We start from the raw sequence: 17,870 nt of genomic DNA on the forward strand, positions 1-17,870 counted from the left end.
ATAAGTTAGTAGAGAAGGGAGTGAGACATACTATTGACGAAGTGGGTGACAGTTGATTAATTGCACTATGAATAACTAAAAAATACAGATTCCTTATCTGTCATTCCTATGATGGATAGGGCATTAAGCAAATAACACATGAACACCACAGGAGCATACAGATGGCGCTCTCAATCAAAAAGACAGGTTTATTGGCAGTAGGGCTTACACTTTCAGCACTTGCAGTTTCTGCCTCTGTGCAAGCAAAAACATTGGTCTATTGTTCAGAAGGATCCCCTGAAGGTTTTAATCCACAGCTATTCACTTCAGGTACAACATACGATGCTAGCTCAATTCCATTATATAATCGGCTTGTTGAGTTTAAACTGGGCACGACAGAGATTGAGCCTGGATTAGCAGAGAGCTGGGAAGTCAGTGAAGATGGTAAAGTTTATACTTTCCACTTACGTAAAGGCGTTAAATGGCATTCCAGTAAGGACTTTAAACCGAGTCGTGATTTCAATGCGGATGATGTGATTTATTCCTTTATGCGCCAAAAAGATCCAAATCATCCATACCATAAAATTTCTGGCGGTAGCTATGAATACTTTATGGGAATGGATATGGATAAGATCATCGATAAAGTTGAGAAAGTCGACGACAATACCGTTCGTATTACATTGACTCGTCCTGAATCGCCATTCCTTGCCGATATGGCAATGGATTTCGCATCGATTCTTTCTGCTGAATATGCAGATCAAATGCTGGCAGCAGGTACACCACAAAAAGTTGACTTGAACCCGATCGGTACAGGTCCATTCCAGTTACAACAGTATCAGAAAGACTCTCGTATCCTTTACAAAGCGAACAAAGAGTATTGGGGCAATAAACCGAAAATTGATCGTTTAGTCTTCTCCATTACACCTGACGCTTCTGTCCGTTACGCGAAGTTACAAAAAAATGAATGCCAAGTGATGCCGTATCCAAATCCGGCTGACCTAGAGCGCATGAAGCAAGACAAAAATATCACGCTAATGGAACAGCCAGGTTTGAACGTGGGTTATCTCTCTTTCAACGTTGAGAAGAAACCATTAGATAACCAAAAAGTTCGCCAAGCTTTGTCAATGGCGGTTAATAAAGATGCCATCATTGATGCGGTTTACCAAGGCGCTGGCCAAAAAGCGAAAAACTTAATTCCACCAACGATGTGGAGTTACAACGATGATGTGAAGGATTATGAATATAATCCTGAAAAAGCGAAAGCACTGTTAGCTGAAGCAGGTTTCCCTAATGGATTTGAGATTGATCTGTGGGCAATGCCTGTACAACGTCCATACAACCCAAATGCGCGCCGTATGGCTGAAATGATCCAAGCAGACTGGGCAAAAATTGGTGTTAAATCGAAAGTTGTGAGCTATGAGTGGGGCGAATACCTCAAACGCGCCAAAGATGGTGAGCCACAAACGGTAATGATGGGATGGACCGGTGATAATGGTGACCCAGATAACTTCTTTGCAACGCTGTTTAGCTGCGCGGCAAAAGAACAAGGTTCTAACTATTCGAAATGGTGTTATCAAGGTTTTGAAGACCTGATCCAACCTGCTCGTATGACTGCGGATCATAACAAACGTGTTGACCTCTACAAACAAGCACAGGTTGTTATGAATGAACAAGCTCCTGCCTTAATCATTGCGCATTCAACAGTATTTGAACCAGTACGTAAAGAAGTGAAGGGCTATGTTGTCGATCCACTCGGCAAACACCACTTTGAAAACGTCGATATTGAAAAATAATCGTTGTTAATTTGTCACAGCCCTTCGTCATCCTCTGATAACGAAGGGCGTTTTCGCCTCTGAATTTCAGGGAAACAGAAAACTTAGTTCTTTGTGAGCAGGCAGAAGAAATAGCACCCTTCTGATTAGCCAAACGGACTTAGAGCCGTCAAAGGCATTATTAAAGAGATTCGGGATATGTTGCAATTTATCCTCCGACGCTTGGGATTAGTTATCCCAACGTTTATCGGTATTACATTACTCACTTTCGCTTTTGTGCATATGATTCCAGGTGATCCTGTGATGATTATGGCAGGAGAAAGGGGCTTATCGCCTGAACGGCATGCTTACCTAATGGCTGAATTGGGCTTAGATCAGCCTCTTTGGAAACAGTATCTTCATTATATTAACGGCATATTTCATGGCGACTTGGGAATTTCATTGAAGAGCCGTATCGAGGTGTGGGATGAGTTCTTCCCTCGCTTTAAAGCCACAATGGAACTGGCTATTTGTGCGATGATTTTTGCTGTTTCTGTCGGGATCCCTGTTGGTGTATTAGCTGCGGTTAAACGTGGTTCTATTTTTGATCACACAGCGATTGGTCTATCACTGACGGGTTATTCCATGCCAATCTTTTGGTGGGGCATCATGCTAATCATGCTCGTGTCTGTGCACTGGGATTTGACCCCAGTATCTGGACGTGTGAGTGATAGTGTTTTCCTTGATGATTCATATCCACTTACTGGCTTTATGTTAATTGATACGTTTATTTGGGGAGAAGAAGGCAACTTTATTGATGCTGTTGAGCATTTAATACTGCCATCGATTGTCTTGGGGACGATACCGTTAGCGGTCATTGTACGTATGACTCGTTCCTCAATGTTAGAAGTACTTGGTGAAGACTATATTCGTACAGCTAGGGCAAAAGGCGTTAGCCGCGCACGCGTTATTCTGATCCATGCATTGCGTAATGCATTATTGCCTGTTGTGACTGTTATTGGCCTCCAAGTTGGCGTAATGCTAGCAGGAGCAATCCTCACCGAGACGATTTTCTCATGGCCCGGCCTAGGTCGATGGTTGATTGAAGGGTTGCAACGCCGCGATTACCCCGTTGTGCAAGGTGGTGTTCTGTTAGTCGCGACACTGATTATTTTTGTTAACCTAGTGGTTGATGTGCTGTATGGCATTGTTAACCCACGTATTCGCCATAAAAAATAAGGAGCGCTAAAATGTCTCAATCTACTGAGCCAACGGTTGTCAGCGCCCCTAAGCCGATGACACCATTTCAAGAGTTTTGGCATTATTTCAAACGCAATAAAGGCGCTGTTATTGGGATGATATATATCATCTTAATGATCTTAATTGCTATTTTTGCTGGGGTGCTGGCACCTCATGCACCCGATGAACAATTCCGTGACTTCTTATTGGTTCCACCTGTTTGGGAACATGGAGGAAGTTGGCAATTTATTTTAGGTACGGATGATGTCGGGCGTGACCTGTTATCACGTTTGATGTATGGCGCCCGTTTATCTCTGCTGGTCGGCTGCTTAGTCGTCGTCCTGTCGTTAATTTCTGGGGTGGCGCTTGGAGTGATTGCGGGTTACTTCGGTGGTGTGGTCGATGCCATTATTATGCGTGTCGTTGATATCATGTTAGCACTACCAAGCTTACTGCTGGCACTTGTGTTGGTCGCTATTTTTGGCCCGTCTATTGTGAATGCGTCGATTGCTTTAACCTTCGTAGCACTGCCACACTATATTCGATTGACCCGTGCTGCTGTATTAGTTGAAGTTAATCGCGATTATGTGACGGCTTCTCGTGTTGCGGGGGCAGGTGCTGTCCGCCAGATGTTTGTCAATATTTTACCTAACTGTTTGGCACCGTTAATTGTTCAAGCGTCGCTTGGTTTTTCTAATGCTATTTTAGATATGGCTGCTTTAGGGTTCCTTGGTATGGGGGCGCAACCACCAACACCAGAGTGGGGCACAATGTTATCGGATGTGCTGCAATTCGCTCAAAGTGCATGGTGGGTGGTCACCTTTCCAGGTTTAGCAATTTTGTTGACTGTATTAGCGTTTAACCTGATGGGTGATGGTTTACGTGATGCATTTGATCCAAAACTCAAGCAGTAATGAGGTAATCTAATGGCATTGTTAAATGTAGAACAACTTTCGGTACACTTCGGTGATGAAGCTACTCCGTTCCGCGCCGTTGACCGCATTAGCTATCGCGTTGAGAAAGGTCAGGTTGTCGGTATCGTTGGTGAATCCGGTTCAGGGAAATCGGTGAGTTCCTTGGCAATTATGGGGTTGATTGACTACCCCGGCAAAGTGATGGCAAATGCATTGCAATTTGATGGACGGGATTTACTGTCGATTCCAGAAAAAGAGCGTAGACAGATTGTTGGTGCAGATGTCGCAATGATATTTCAGGATCCTATGACGAGTCTTAACCCTTGCTTTACTGTGGGTTATCAGATTATGGAAGCCCTGAAAGTGCACCAAGGTGGTAGCAAGAGTACACGCAAGCAACGTGCGATTGACTTGCTGACGATGGTGGGGATCCCTGATCCGCAATCACGGCTTGACGTTTATCCTCACCAACTGTCCGGAGGGATGAGTCAGCGTGTGATGATCGCAATGGCTATTGCATGTCGACCAAAACTCTTGATCGCAGATGAACCCACGACTGCTCTTGACGTAACCATTCAAGCTCAAATTATTGAATTGTTGCTTGAATTACAGCAGCAAGAAAATATGGCATTGGTCTTGATTACACATGACCTTGCCTTAGTCGCGGAAGCGGCACACCACATTATTGTGATGTATGCAGGTCAAGTTGTTGAATCTGCAAAAGCTTCCGATATCTTTAAATCTCCACGACATCCTTATACTCAAGCGTTATTACGTGCATTACCCGAGTTTTCAACGAATAAATCTCGGCTCGCTTCTTTACCTGGCGTTGTTCCTGGCAAATATGATCGGCCACAAGGTTGCTTGTTGAATCCTCGCTGTCCATATGCGACAGAACGCTGCCGTATAGAGGAGCCTGAGCTGCGCTCTATTGGGGATAGGCAGGTGAAATGTCACATGCCTTTGGATGATATGGGGAGGCCGACATTATGAGCGAAAAGCAAAATAAACCATTACTACAGGCCGTCAATTTAAAAAAATATTACTCAGCAAAAAGCGGTCTATTTTCGGCTGAAAAGCTAGTAAAAGCATTAGATGGCGTTTCATTTGAACTTGAAAAAGGTAAAACGCTTGCGGTGGTTGGGGAGTCTGGTTGTGGTAAATCGACACTAGGTCGTTTATTAACCATGATTGAGCAACCGACGGAAGGTGAGCTGTATTATCAAGATCAAAATTTATTGGTAAAAGATAAAACAGCAGAAAAATTACGCCGTCAAAAAATTCAAATTGTGTTCCAAAATCCTTATGGCTCGTTGAATCCACGTAAAAAAGTTGGGCAAATACTGGAAGAGCCGTTATTGATTAATACGCCATTGTCTAAAGAGCAACGTAGAGAAAAAGTCTTATCAATGATGGCAAAAGTCGGTTTAAAAACAGAGCATTATGAGCGTTACCCGCATATGTTTTCGGGCGGGCAGCGTCAGCGTATTGCGATTGCAAGAGGGTTAATGCTTGATCCTGATGTCGTTGTTGCAGATGAACCTGTTTCTGCGCTGGATGTCTCTGTCCGTGCTCAGGTACTTAACTTAATGATGGATTTACAGCAGGAGCTTGGGCTTTCTTATGTGTTTATTTCACATGATCTTTCAGTCGTTGAGCATATTGCTGATGAAGTCATGGTGATGTACTTAGGGCGCTGTGTAGAAAAGGGAACCAAAGAGCAAATTTTTAATAATCCTTTGCACCCTTATACGCAAGCCTTGCTATCCGCAACGCCACGCTTGAATCCAAGTTCACGCCGTGAGCGTATAAAGCTGACTGGAGAATTACCAAGTCCATTGAATCCACCGCCAGGATGTGCTTTTGCTGCTCGTTGCCGCAGAGCGTTTGGGCAATGCACGCAATTCCAGCCTTCACTTAAAGAGTATGATGGTCAGTTAGTGGCGTGTTTTGCAGTAGAAGAAGATGAAAAAAATACGTTAGTAGTGAGTTAAGGGGTTAAGACGGCAAAAAGTGTGCTCTTTTTGCCGTTATCCAGCGTTATGCCTTTATAGATACCGATGCCAACTGCCCCTTTGTCCTAATTACATAAACTTTCATTTTTAACTGCTCTTTTCCCGATAAAATCAAGTATACTGGGTTTTGGCTAACGATATCCTATACCCCGTAAACTTATCTTCTGGTAACGGTACCTAAACTTTCATTATTTAGCTTAAATAACTATCTGTATTCAGTTGCTATAAGATAATATGGGTGAAGCGTGCCTGTATATAGGTTGCTATATACTGGGTCAAAAGGATAACGGTCAGAAGCCATTTGTCCTTGTTGAAAACATAGCCATTTAAGCAGCAAGAATATTAAATTGAAAAGAAGCTTGATAAATAAGGTTTCGGAAAAATGAAGGCCCGAGTTCAGCGTTCACTAACGTTAAAAAGCATGATCGTATTTTTTGTGATCACGTTAAGTTCACTCGCCCTTTTTTTGGGAATTCAATTTAGTTACTTACTTGATCAAAGAAAAAATGACTATCTTGACCAATTGAGCAATGCTGTAGTGCAGATCCAAAAACCATTAACGGATTCGTTGCTCAGTTCAGATTTGAACGAGGTTAAAAGGTTACTCGTAAGCCTGAAAACATCGGGTATTATGGGGAAAGCCATTGTGACGGTAGATGGTGCAACCGTTATGAATTTAGATTTTGCAACCGCTAGGCCAATTCCTGATTGGGCAATAAAATTTGCAGGTATTCCAGTAGAAATGACAGTACCTTTGTACGCATATGGGAATACCATTCTGACAGCAAAACCACAGGGGTATTTAACACTCCAAGTTGATTCTAATCGGGTCTATCGTTTCGCGGTTAATACATTAGCGCTGATGATTACAACCTATTTGCTATTGGTCTTAATTATCGCGATAGCAATGACATGGTGTGTCAGTAGAATGATCGTCAGGCCATTACGCAAAATTGCGCTAGAATTACAGGATGATGATAATCACGATATCGCAGTGCCAAATTATCATGAGGATGACGAGATTGGTCTTTTGGCGAAGAATTATAACCGCCAAAGAAAAAAGCAAAATTCAGACTAAGTCATGAACATGTGATGAGCTTTGTGGTCTAATATCGTAAATAGTTGGTGTCATTAATATTGTATGCGACCCAACCATATCATTTAACCCTATAATTAACGCTTTTCGTTAATTTGTCAGTCATTTTTTGCGGTTAAATACAAGGATAGAAAATACATAGGGGTCTACATGCAGGGTTCGAAAATTCGGTATATCTTCAGTGTGGTGCTATTGTCAGTCGCTGGCTTTGCGAGTGCTGAACCATTACAGCCTGATCCAGCATGGCAACAAGGAAAGCTTGAGAATGGCTTCAGTTGGCAACTGCTACAAACACCACAACGTCCAAATGACCGAATTCAGCTTAGGTTAGCCATCAAGGCTGGCTCACTATCAGAAAAAGCGAGTGAAAAGGGGTATAGCTATTTAATCCCGAAAATGGCATTACTACACCAAACTGAAGCATTTCCAGCGGCGACATTACAAAATTTTTGGCGTCAGGCGACTGATCCTGATGTACCCATTCCCCCAGCGGTTGTTTCGTATGACTACACAATTTACAGTTTAAGTTTACCGCATAATAAGCCTGAACTTCTTAAACAAGCGCTAAACTGGTTGGCAACTTCTGCTGCGGGCGCAACCTATACAGAAACATCATTGCATAATGGGTTAACAGTGACAAATGCACCTGTTGCCACATTACCTCTTGATGCTACAGACCCAGTCTGGCGTGCTCGTTTAAAAGGTTCTGCGATGATGGGGTATGATCCCGGCCAAAAGATTAGTGATAATGTGAATTTAGAAAGTGTGAATGCTTTTTATCAAAAATGGTACACACCGGATGTGATGACACTCTATGTTGCAGGCCATGTAGATGCTCGCATGCTGTCTGACTATATCACACAAACGTTTTCATCTTTAGAAGGCAAGCGCTCAGAGCCTGTCTCAGTAGCGGTTTTATCACAGGTTAAGCCTCAATCCATTGATATTTTGCAAGATAAACAATCGAAGGATAGTTTGTCATTGATTTGGGATATCGACTGGCAACCGATTAATGATTCTGCGGTGCTATTGCGTTACTGGGGTAGTGATTTGGCGCGTGAAGCACTGTATCGTTCCTTGCAAAAAACCTTTAATCAAAAGTTTAGTCAAGATGAGGTCTCCTCTAATTTAGATTGCCGAGTACAGTATCAAAAGGCAAGCTGTACACTTACCGTTAACGCGCCACCTGAAAAAATGATGGCAGTTGCTGATGTCGTGCTGAATGAGCTTTCAACGGTTGACCAAAATGGCATTTCACCTGAATTATTTAATGAAATGATCAATGAGAAGCAAGTTCAGTTATCACAACTCTTTGCCGCATATGCGCGTACCAGTACGGATGTATTAGCCGGCCAGCGTCTGATTTCTCAGCAAAATGGAGTGGTTGATATTGCACCTGAGCAGTATCAACGTTTACGCCAATCTTTCCTTGCTGGTCAAACGCTTGAGCAAGTAAATATGGAAGTGCGTCGTTTATTGTCTCAAGAAGCGGCGTTTGTTTTGACTCAACCAAAAGATAAACAGCTGATGGATGCAGAACAAATTCGTCAGAAATTTACCAAAGTGTTGTGGCCACAAGCAGAGCCGGCTTCGGCTGTTGAAACTGAGCCTACGGTAGCCACTGAACCCGCTAAAGCGACACAATAGTGAGTTTCCGGATAGCCCCTAATAAGGGGCTATTGACTTATCACATGGTATGTTTGTTAGCGTTGTGTCAGTAATGTTTCAATAACCTGAATTAACGTTTCACGAGACTCTCTGTCATCGACAAAACCTGCTGCACTTATTTTGCTTTCAGGGGCGTAATAGGCGGCAGACCCCCAAAAGCCAAGATGCGAATAAAGCGTTACGCCATTGACGACACTTGCCATTAGACCTAAACGATACGCTTGTGCACCTTCATGGGTCCCCACGCTCAGCATCGTATTGAGTGTCTCTGGGTTATCAAATATCTCACCATTAAATAGCGCTTCGAGAAAGCGAGCCATTTGTCGAGAAGAGGTAATGAGACCGCCACCGCCGTAGAGGTCCATAGACGCATGAATATGTGTTCCTTCAAAATCTTTCAAATATTGGCGAGCACGGGGCGCTTGCGTTGTCGGTTGCTCAAGGCATTCCCAATAAGCGCTATCTAGTCCGATTTTATGGAACTTTAATAGTGTTCTCACGGCATGACCGAGTGATTGACCCGTTATGCGTTCGATAATATCACCTAATAAAATATAACCGGTATCTGAATAGATGAATGTTTCTGAAGGAGCGACAAATGGAAACGATTTACGGGCGTATATTTGCATTTGCTCCAGTCGAGTCCATTGATAGTCAGGTCTTGCGAGTACTCGTTTGAGATAATGTTCATCGGCATGATCACAAAGTCCACTACTATGATTGAGTAAGTGGCGAATGCTAATGTGGTCTGTCGCATAACGATGACAAAGTAATTGATTAAATTCGGTGGCGATATGTTGTGATATCGCATCATCTAGCGACAATTTTCCCATTTCGGCTAATCGAAGCACCGCAGCTGCTGTAAATGTTTTTGTATTACTGGCAATACGTAACGGTGTGTCAACGGTTAGGGGATTGCCTGCCAAATCACTACCTCTCGCACAAAAAGTGCCGGTAGTGGCTTTTGCTTGATTGTGATAGTACAGCACAACGCCGCAGGATAAATTTTCTAATTGCTGAATAGAGTCTGTTGTTATCATTTTTATGCCAATGCCTCTGATATTCCGAGATGACCTGAGTGTATTCGTCTAGTTATAACATACTGGAATAATCAGCTTAGCATGTGTTCAGAAAGGCTCTATTGTGTTTTATTCAGCTAACATTAAAGCTTTAAAGGCAGCGAATGCAGGCACATGGTAATCTGAGCGATAAATCAAATAAGTATGGCATAAGGCAACATCAAGCGTTGCAAGCGCGAGTTTCTCATGGGACATGGATTCGAGTAATTGTTTAGGTAGCAGGGCAACACTACTTCCTGCACTGACACAAGCGACCATGGCATGGTAGGAATTGAGTTGCTGAATATGCCAATTTAGTTGGTTTGGAATGTTTAACCATTGCTCAGCAAGATAGCGGTAGCTACAGCCATGAGCAAAAGTAGCCAGTGAGCGAGTTTGGATATCTTCAGCAGCCTTAGCGGCTTTATCTTGTTCAGGAAGTAAGAGAACAAGTCGTTCTTGCCATAATTTTTCTGTTTGTATCCCTATTTCATTGAATTGGGAGAGGTCATACAAATCAGGTGGTAAAGCGACAAAAGCACAATCCAATTTTTCAGTGCGTATTTGATCTATTAACGCTTGGGTAGTGCCTGTGGTTAAGCAAAGCTGTGTTTCAGGATATTGTTTATGGTAGGTCGCTAAAGGTTGTGGCAAACGACATGCCGCTGTACTTTCCATACTGCCTATTCTGAGTTGACCGCCTTCCTTACCTAAACTGGTGACATGACGTGCTTCTTGTTCTAAGGCAAGTAATCGGTATGCATATTGCAAAAAGCGTAAGCCTGCCTGCGACAATTGCATCTGTTTGCCTTGGCGAATAAACAGCTGTTCCCCCAAATCCGTTTCAAGCTGCTGGATTCGAGTGGTAATGTTCGATGGCACTCTGCCTAAGCGAGTCGCTGCCCGTGTAATGCTGAGTTCCTCAGCAACCATACAAAATATTTTTAGCGATTCAGAGTTCATTTTCTTTTTTTGTGAATATGGTGCTATATTTATTCTTAATAAAAGAATAATAAGTGTAACCCTACTTTGTGATAAAGGAAAGACAATGGTTCATTCAACATTATTTCTACAGCGTTTAGGCTTGCGATATCCGATAATTCAAGCACCTATGGCGGGTGTTTCAACACCAGCATTAGCAGCGGCAGTCTCTGAGGCAGGAGGTTTAGGGTCATTGGGACTTGGTGCAAGCTCGCTATCTCAAGCCCGTCAGCTAATTGCTCAAACTCAAGCCTTAACAACCAAGCCTTTCAATGTAAATGTATTTTGCCATGCAACGCCGGTACGCAACACTGAAATAGAGCAAGCATGGATCCACTATTTTGCTGATCAATTCAGCAAATTCAATGCACTCCCCCCCAAGCAATTAAACCAAGTGTATACCTCATTCTTGGATGATCCTGATATGTTGGCTTTGCTACTCGAAATGAAGCCCGCGGTGGTCAGTTTTCATTTCAACATTCCGGATAAACAGGCTATTAGTCAGCTCAAGTCTCAAGGGATTTACACGTTAGCGACAGCAACTAATTTAAGAGAAGCACAGTTGATTGAACAAGCCGGTATTGATGCAATTGTAGCACAAGGTATTGAAGCGGGTGGGCACCGAGGTATGTTTGATGTTCAGGCTCAGGATGAAGGCATTACCACATTAGCTTTGGTTGAATTGTTGGCTCAACACACTCGGCTTCCTCTTATTGCGGCGGGGGGATTAATGAGTGGACAAGATATTATCGCAGTTTTGGAACGTGGAGCCGCAGCCGCTCAATTGGGAACTGCGTTTATATTATGTCCTGAATCAGCCGCGAATGAAGGTTATCGGCGGAATTTAAACAGTAAAAACGCGGAGAATACGGCCTTAACCGCGGCAATTTCAGGCCGACCAGCCAGAGGTATTGTTAATCAGTTCATACAAATGACACAGGTTGATGAGTGCCCACTCATACCTGATTATCCCATCGCCTATGATATCGGAAAACAGTTGCATGCAGCAGCCAGCAAAATAGGTAATGAGGGTTTTGCCGCACATTGGGCAGGGAAAAATGCAATGAAAGCACGAGAGATGCCCGCAAAAAGGTTGATAGAAACACTGGTGTCAGAGATGGAAAATTGAACGATATTTAAGGCAGCAGCGGGATGGCAATAATGGCTATTTTCGCCATCCCGCATGGTGTTAAGGGGTTACTGCTTCTTTATCTGTCGTGTCTTTTGGCTCATCTGTGGCTATCCATGCAGCACAGAATAGTGTGAGTCTGGCAAAGAAATAGAAAAATGCCATTAGGCCTAAAACAGAACCAAAAGCTGCTCCGGACGGTGATGAAGCCAAATTTGGTAAAATCCATGTCATCACTGATTTAATCACTTCAAAACCAATTGCCGCCAGTAAAGTGCCTTTCAATAATGATGAACGGCGATGCTGCATGCGTGGTAAAATCCAGAAGATCCATAAAAAGAGCAAGAAGTTAGCTGTAATTGAAATAGTAAGGCCGATCAATGTCCAAACAGGTCTTAACCATTCGATGCTGTCTAAACCTAGTGTTCTTACTATGGTGGCTTGCGCTGAACCCGCGACAGAGGTTAGTGTAATTGTCACGATTAAGGCGATCAGTAAACCAATTAAAGCGAGAAAATCACGTAAGTAGCGGAAATAAATTTTTTCGTGTTCATCTTCATTACGCTCCCAGACTGGGCGGGATTGCGCTAAAATTGCCAAGCGTAAATTATTCACCCAATTGACTCCAGAATAGACGGCTAACGCTAAACCGGTTAAACCCACGGTGGTACGTTGGCGAATTGCGGTATCTATTGTTCTTTCTAAAGTATTTGCCAAGGTTGGGTCGCTGATATTGGCTGAGATACCACGCACTAAACGTTCAAGTAATTCAGGGTTACTGGCTAACACAAAACCGGCAGCGGCAAAGGTGAACATTAATACAGGAATTAAAGAGAGGAACGAAAAATAGGTAATAGCAGCACCGAACTGATTCCCCATGCGGTCAGTAAACCGTTGGGCGGTGCGAATAAGGTGTGCAATAAAAGGTATCGCACAAATAAAATTCACGACCTTCATCGAAAAGGTAAGCGCTTTTTTACTATTATCGATACTTTTATTTAGTGAAGATTTTAATTTACCAGCGTCTTTTTGCTCTTTATCCTGCATATTCGACATTCGTTCCTCTTTCTACATCTTGTCTAATTTCGCTTAATTTTCACCATACTATAGCTCAAACTGGTAAAATTTTTCACCTTAATGCCTATTTTTATCGATTAAGTAGGCATTAAGGGGAGTCATATTGTTGTAAAATAAGGCGCAATTAGACAAAGAATATGGGAGGATTACACAGTATTATAAACCTGTTTTATAGGTTTCTAATTCCGCTTGTACTTCTTTCAGCTCTTCTTGAGCTTCTTTTAATTTACGCTCGCGTTTGGCAATTTTACCGCTATCACCTTTTTGTTTTTCTTCGAGTAATTCAGCTTCCCTTTCTTGCACTTTTTCTTGTTTTTCCGCGACATTTTTTTGGCTATCACGGTAAAGTGATTCAGGAGTACAGTAGGTATTAACATTATCAAGCGCTCTTTGTAGCCCAGCTATACGATGTGTGTTACCGTGCTTTTTAGCATATTCGATTTGCGTTTCAATCTTCTGCTTTTTAATTTGGCAGCCATTATTTGGACTCGCGGCCATTGCGGATGTCCCTGCTAAAATTAATACCGTAGTCATTGTGGTCATGAGTGTTTTACGCATTTTCTGTCCTTAATTATATTGAAATTTTAGTTAGGATAGCTTTTTATTGTATTGACGTCATCACTATTTTGTCAAAATAGGAATGGTGCTAATTTGATAAAAAGTTGGCTATAATGGTGCAGAATCAGAACAAATCATTCGGTCTATTTTTATTCAACAGGCTGTCTTTAAAGAATCTATTTGATAGTAGCCATACGTGGCTAGTGTTGAATGTCCTCAGGAAATAAGAGTGTCATGCTAAGTTACCGCCATAGTTTTCACGCAGGCAATCATGCGGATGTGTTAAAGCACACTGTTCAAAGCCTCATTATTGAATCTCTTAAAGAGAAAGAAAAACCTTTCCTGTATGTGGATACTCATTCAGGGGCTGGCCGTTATCAATTGACGGGAGAACATGCAGAGAAAACAGGTGAGTATCTGCAAGGGATCGCACGTATTTGGGAACAACCAGACCTACCAGAGGAATTACTCCCTTATATGAATATCGTGCGTCGCATGAATGACAATGGGCGACTACGTTATTATCCCGGCTCACCGCTATTAGCGAAATACTTATTACGTGAGCAAGACAAACTCGTACTGACTGAATTACACCCTACAGATTATCCCTTATTGCGTGCAGAGTTTTCTCGTGACAATCGTGCCCAAGTCTCGAAAGAAGATGGTTATCAGCAATTAAAAGCAAAATTGCCACCTCCGAGCCGCCGTGGATTTATGTTGATGGATCCACCCTATGAGTTGAAATCAGATTATGAAGCGGTAGTGAAGGGCATTGTTGAGGGCTATAAACGTTTTGCGACGGGGACTTATGCGATATGGTATCCCGTTGTATTGCGTCAACAGATCAAAAGAATGATCAGCCAATTAGAGGCGACTGGGATCCGTAAAATTCTACAAATTGAATTAGCGGTGCGTCCTGATAGCGATCAACGAGGCATGACCGCGTCAGGTATGATTGTGATCAATCCCCCTTGGAAGCTAGAACAGCAGATGAAAAAAGTGCTGCCTTGGTTGCATCAAACTCTTGTTCCAGAGGGAACTGGGCATACATTGGTCGAATGGATCGTACCAGAATAGGTAAAAGCTATTACATTGAGAGGTAATACCTACCTATTGAAACTATTGTGCTTAGAGGGATAATTAGCATAATCGGACATGTTTTACGCTAAATAATTCGACGTGTAGCTAGGTGATCAGTGAACAAGTGGCTAAGCATAGGGTCAGTTGTGTGATGAGTGCCATTAGGCGTCAATAGCCGATCTTAGCGTGTAGCGCTGCTACTTGAAGAAGTCAACGAGTATAGCTTTTTAATTAATCAAAATGGGATAACCAAGTTATGAGTAAACATTACGACTATATTGCAATTGGTGGTGGTAGTGGCGGCATTGCTTCTATGAACCGTGCAGCGATGTATGGACAAAAGTGTGCCCTGATCGAAGCGAAAGAATTAGGTGGAACCTGTGTAAACGTAGGATGTGTTCCAAAAAAAGTGATGTGGCATGCCGCACAAATTTCTGAAGCTATCCGTGCTTACGGCCCTGACTATGGTTTTGACACCACAATTAATCGGTTTGATTGGAAAACATTAATTGCAAGTCGTACTGCTTATATTGATCGTATCCACCAGTCTTATGATCGTGTGTTAGGCAATAATAAGGTTGATGTGATCAAGGGATTTGCTCGTTTTGTTGACGCACATACCGTTGAAGTCGATGGTGAAATTTATACAGCAGACCATATTTTGATTGCAACAGGTGGTCGTCCAGTGATCCCTGCCATCCCTGGTGCTGAATATGGCATGACTTCAGATGGCTTCTTTGAGTTAGAAGCGTTGCCAAAACGTGTTGCTGTTGTTGGTGCGGGCTATATCGCGGTTGAGTTAGCTGGGGTATTAAATGGTCTTGGTAGCGAAGCACACTTGTTTGTGCGTAAACACGCTCCATTACGCTCATTCGACCCGCTGATCGTTGAAACTTTAGTTGAAGTCATGAATACCGAAGGCCCCACTTTGCATACAGAGTCAGTGCCAAAAGAAGTTGTGAAAAATGCAGATGGCTCACTGACGTTGAAACTCGAAAATGGCAAACAACACACTGTTGATGCCTTGATCTGGGCTATTGGGCGTGAACCAATGACAGATAACTTGAATATTGAAGCGACAGGTGTTGAGCTGAATGAAAAAGGCTACATCAAAGTCGATAAATATCAAAATACCAATGTTGCTGGCGTGTATGCCGTAGGTGATAACACGGGCGCGGTTGAATTAACGCCAGTCGCGGTTGCCGCGGGTCGTCGCCTTTCAGAACGTTTGTTTAATAACAAACCTGATGAGCATTTAGACTATAGTAATATTCCAACCGTTGTATTTAGCCATCCACCTATTGGAACCGTTGGTTTAACGGAGCCTGAAGCTATTGAGAAATACGGTGCTGATCAGGTTAAATGTTATAAGTCGTCCTTTACCGCTATGTATACAGCAGTGACTTCCCATCGTCAGCCATGCCGCATGAAATTAGTTTGTGCAGGGGCGGATGAAAAAATTGTTGGTATTCATGGTATTGGATTTGGTATGGATGAAATCTTGCAAGGATTCGCTGTTGCGCTGAAGATGGGGGCAACCAAGAAAGATTTCGATAATACTGTGGCTATCCACCCAACAGCGGCGGAAGAGTTCGTGACAATGCGTTAAAACACCCGTTTTAGGTCATTCAACGAGATAAGGCTGAACGTGTAGGTTCAGCCTTTGTTATTTAATGGCTCATGCTGATAAGACATTAAGCATATTATTTTAATAATACGCTTAAATTTATTGGCTTTTTTGCCACCAAGAAACAATGTAGTCAGCGATCTGTTCAGGATTGTTAATATCCAGTTGCGGTAAGACAGTATCAATAATTTGATTACTTGCTACAGCAATCACATGTTGATCAATTAAGCCATCGAGGGGTTTACCCACCTCAGCTCTAAACAGAGCGATCTTATTGATCGCCTCATGCTTAAAACCTTCCACTAAAATGAGATCCAGTGAGTGTGGATCAAAACGGCTCGCGAGGTAATGTAGGTCTAATTCTTCTTCATTATCTGGCGTTTCCGTCATGAGCGCCCAACGTTTTTGGCTGGCGACGAGTGTTTGGTCGGCACCTGCTTTACGCAATTCATAACTGTCTTTACCCGGTTTATCAACATCCATATCGTGATGCGTGTGCTTGACTAAGCCGACACGGAGGTGACGTTGCCGTAGTAATGGGATCACTTTTTTTAATAGCGTTGTTTTGCCAGTACCACTGTAGGCCGTGATACCCAGTAGAGGTAGAGATTTTTGGTTCATGATTCTTTTTGTTGCTGTTCCCAGTTGCGGCTATCTTCTGGTGTGTTTAAATTAGCAAAAGAGCCCGATTGTGGAGGGAAAATTACACATTTTGCTGCAACTTCCCGCATAAATAACATTAATTTTCGTTCCCCTTTTGCGAGATATTCATCCAACGAAGGTGCTAAAGAACGATGGAGTAAGGCAAAAGTCGGATGATCACGTACTGTATCATTAGCATAACAAGCGAGGCTATCGCCTTTTGATTGAAACAGGGTTGAAGCTAGTGTGAGCGGAAAATCAGGAACATCACAAGGAACAAATAATAACCATTCTGTTGTCGCATGATGTAATCCAGCCTGCATGCCAGCTAATGGTCCGGCGAAATCCGCATTGAGATCAGAAATAACAGGAAAACCACTTTGTTGGTAGCATTCTTGGTTACGATTCGCATTGATCGCCAGTTTTCCGACCTGAGGCTGAAGGCGTTCAAGAATATGTTGATAAAGCGGTTTACCGCGAAGTGATATTAAACCTTTATCGACCCCCCCCATACGGCGGCCTAGCCCACCAGCGAGTATCACACCGGTTATTGATTGCTTATCTAACATATTCAATTTTCCTGACTATCTTCAATAAAAGGTTTCAACACAGATGAAAGTAAATTTCGTTATAGTATTCGCTAAAATTTATTCCATTTTCCTATAAAATCAACGAATGTACATGCGAATTAAAGTTAAACTTTACTTAGATTGACATCCATTCGCTTTTTCTCTTGTATGATAGCAAGTAATTTGGCCCCAATATTCGTGATGAAGGAATAAACATGAAATGCCATCGTTTAAATGAAGTTATTGAGCTTCTACATCCTGTATGGAAGGACAATTCAGATCTGAACTTAGTGGAATTACTGCAAAAACTTGCAGATGAGGCGGGTTTTAAAGGCCCTTTATCTGACCTCACGGATGATGTGCTGATATATCATCTGAAAATGCGTGATAAAAGCAGTGATGAAGCTATACCTGGTTTGAAAAAAGATTATGAAGAAGACTTCAAAACCGCGTTACTGCGGGCTCGTGGTATCATAAAAGATTAATT

At 42.6% G+C, this 17,870-nt stretch carries 17 protein-coding genes; 11 read left to right on the forward strand and 6 right to left on the reverse strand.

Annotated features, from left to right (window positions below):
* Positions 1-161 precede the first annotated feature (161 nt).
* From dppA to G3341_RS01400, 7 genes are all read left to right on the forward strand, one after another.
* Complete coding sequence (dppA, locus tag G3341_RS01370; RefSeq protein WP_154624364.1) at positions 162-1,772, forward strand: dipeptide ABC transporter periplasmic-binding protein DppA; 1,611 nt, start codon at positions 162-164, stop codon at positions 1,770-1,772.
* Positions 1,773-1,949: 177 nt separating this feature from the next.
* Positions 1,950-2,969: a dipeptide ABC transporter permease DppB gene (dppB, locus tag G3341_RS01375; RefSeq protein ID WP_154624365.1), complete on the forward strand. Its 1,020-nt coding sequence runs from the start codon at positions 1,950-1,952 to the stop codon at positions 2,967-2,969.
* Positions 2,970-2,980: 11 nt separating this feature from the next.
* The gene (dppC, locus tag G3341_RS01380) at positions 2,981-3,883 is read left to right on the forward strand and encodes a dipeptide ABC transporter permease DppC (protein ID WP_154624366.1); all 903 of its coding nucleotides are present in this window, start codon (positions 2,981-2,983) and stop codon (positions 3,881-3,883) included.
* Positions 3,884-3,895: 12 nt separating this feature from the next.
* A complete protein-coding gene (gene dppD / locus G3341_RS01385) occupies positions 3,896-4,876 on the forward strand; it encodes a dipeptide ABC transporter ATP-binding protein (protein ID WP_154624367.1) in 981 nt (326 codons plus the stop codon).
* Complete coding sequence (dppF, locus tag G3341_RS01390; RefSeq protein WP_154624368.1) at positions 4,873-5,877, forward strand: dipeptide ABC transporter ATP-binding subunit DppF; 1,005 nt, start codon at positions 4,873-4,875, stop codon at positions 5,875-5,877. The genes dppD and dppF overlap by 4 nt, the downstream gene beginning before the upstream one ends.
* Before the next feature lie 403 nt (positions 5,878-6,280).
* Entirely contained in the window at positions 6,281-6,976 is a 696-nt protein-coding gene (locus G3341_RS01395; protein WP_154624369.1) for a HAMP domain-containing protein, read from the forward strand.
* A 168-nt stretch (positions 6,977-7,144) separates the two neighbouring features.
* Complete coding sequence (locus G3341_RS01400; protein ID WP_154624370.1) at positions 7,145-8,641, forward strand: M16 family metallopeptidase; 1,497 nt, start codon at positions 7,145-7,147, stop codon at positions 8,639-8,641.
* Positions 8,642-8,697: 56 nt separating this feature from the next.
* Here G3341_RS01400 and G3341_RS01405 read toward each other — a convergent pair whose 3' ends face one another.
* Both G3341_RS01405 and G3341_RS01410 read right to left on the reverse strand, forming a co-directional pair.
* Positions 8,698-9,702 carry a serine hydrolase domain-containing protein gene (locus tag G3341_RS01405; protein WP_163860542.1) on the reverse strand — a complete coding sequence of 335 codons (1,005 nt, stop codon included), beginning with the start codon at positions 9,700-9,702 and terminating at the stop codon, positions 8,698-8,700.
* Positions 9,703-9,810: 108 nt separating this feature from the next.
* Positions 9,811-10,683 carry a LysR family transcriptional regulator gene (locus tag G3341_RS01410; RefSeq protein WP_154624372.1) on the reverse strand — a complete coding sequence of 291 codons (873 nt, stop codon included), beginning with the start codon at positions 10,681-10,683 and terminating at the stop codon, positions 9,811-9,813.
* 85 nt (positions 10,684-10,768) lie between these two features.
* Here G3341_RS01410 and G3341_RS01415 point away from each other — a divergent pair, with 85 nt between their 5' ends.
* Positions 10,769-11,830, forward strand: coding sequence for an NAD(P)H-dependent flavin oxidoreductase (locus G3341_RS01415; protein WP_154624373.1), 1,062 nt, complete (start codon positions 10,769-10,771; stop codon positions 11,828-11,830).
* 60 nt (positions 11,831-11,890) lie between these two features.
* Here the strand turns inward: G3341_RS01415 and yhjD are convergent, their stop codons facing one another.
* Positions 11,891-12,886, reverse strand: a complete 996-nt coding sequence (yhjD, locus tag G3341_RS01420; protein ID WP_154624374.1) for an inner membrane protein YhjD — start codon at positions 12,884-12,886, stop codon at positions 11,891-11,893.
* Positions 12,887-13,063: 177 nt separating this feature from the next.
* Entirely contained in the window at positions 13,064-13,465 is a 402-nt protein-coding gene (locus tag G3341_RS01425; protein WP_154624375.1) for a DUF1090 domain-containing protein, read from the reverse strand.
* 234 nt (positions 13,466-13,699) lie between these two features.
* On the opposite strand from G3341_RS01425, the gene G3341_RS01430 reads away from it, so the two are divergent.
* Together G3341_RS01430 and gorA are read left to right on the forward strand one after the other, a co-directional pair.
* Entirely contained in the window at positions 13,700-14,542 is an 843-nt protein-coding gene (locus G3341_RS01430) for a 23S rRNA (adenine(2030)-N(6))-methyltransferase RlmJ (protein ID WP_154624376.1), read from the forward strand.
* 259 nt (positions 14,543-14,801) lie between these two features.
* Positions 14,802-16,154, forward strand: coding sequence for a glutathione-disulfide reductase (gene gorA / locus G3341_RS01435; protein ID WP_154624377.1), 1,353 nt, complete (start codon positions 14,802-14,804; stop codon positions 16,152-16,154).
* 117 nt (positions 16,155-16,271) lie between these two features.
* Here gorA and mobB read toward each other — a convergent pair whose 3' ends face one another.
* Positions 16,272-16,793, reverse strand: coding sequence for a molybdopterin-guanine dinucleotide biosynthesis protein MobB (mobB, locus tag G3341_RS01440; protein WP_163860543.1), 522 nt, complete (start codon positions 16,791-16,793; stop codon positions 16,272-16,274).
* Positions 16,790-17,383, reverse strand: coding sequence for a molybdenum cofactor guanylyltransferase MobA (mobA, locus tag G3341_RS01445; protein ID WP_163860544.1), 594 nt, complete (start codon positions 17,381-17,383; stop codon positions 16,790-16,792). The genes mobB and mobA overlap by 4 nt, the downstream gene beginning before the upstream one ends.
* Before the next feature lie 215 nt (positions 17,384-17,598).
* On the opposite strand from mobA, the gene G3341_RS01450 reads away from it, so the two are divergent.
* The gene (locus tag G3341_RS01450) at positions 17,599-17,868 is read left to right on the forward strand and encodes a YihD family protein (protein ID WP_154624380.1); all 270 of its coding nucleotides are present in this window, start codon (positions 17,599-17,601) and stop codon (positions 17,866-17,868) included.
* The last annotated feature ends 2 nt before the right edge of the window (positions 17,869-17,870 follow it).

The sequence above is a fragment of the Providencia vermicola genome (assembly GCF_010748935.1).
Classification (GTDB): Bacteria; Pseudomonadota; Gammaproteobacteria; order Enterobacterales; family Enterobacteriaceae; genus Providencia; species Providencia zhejiangensis.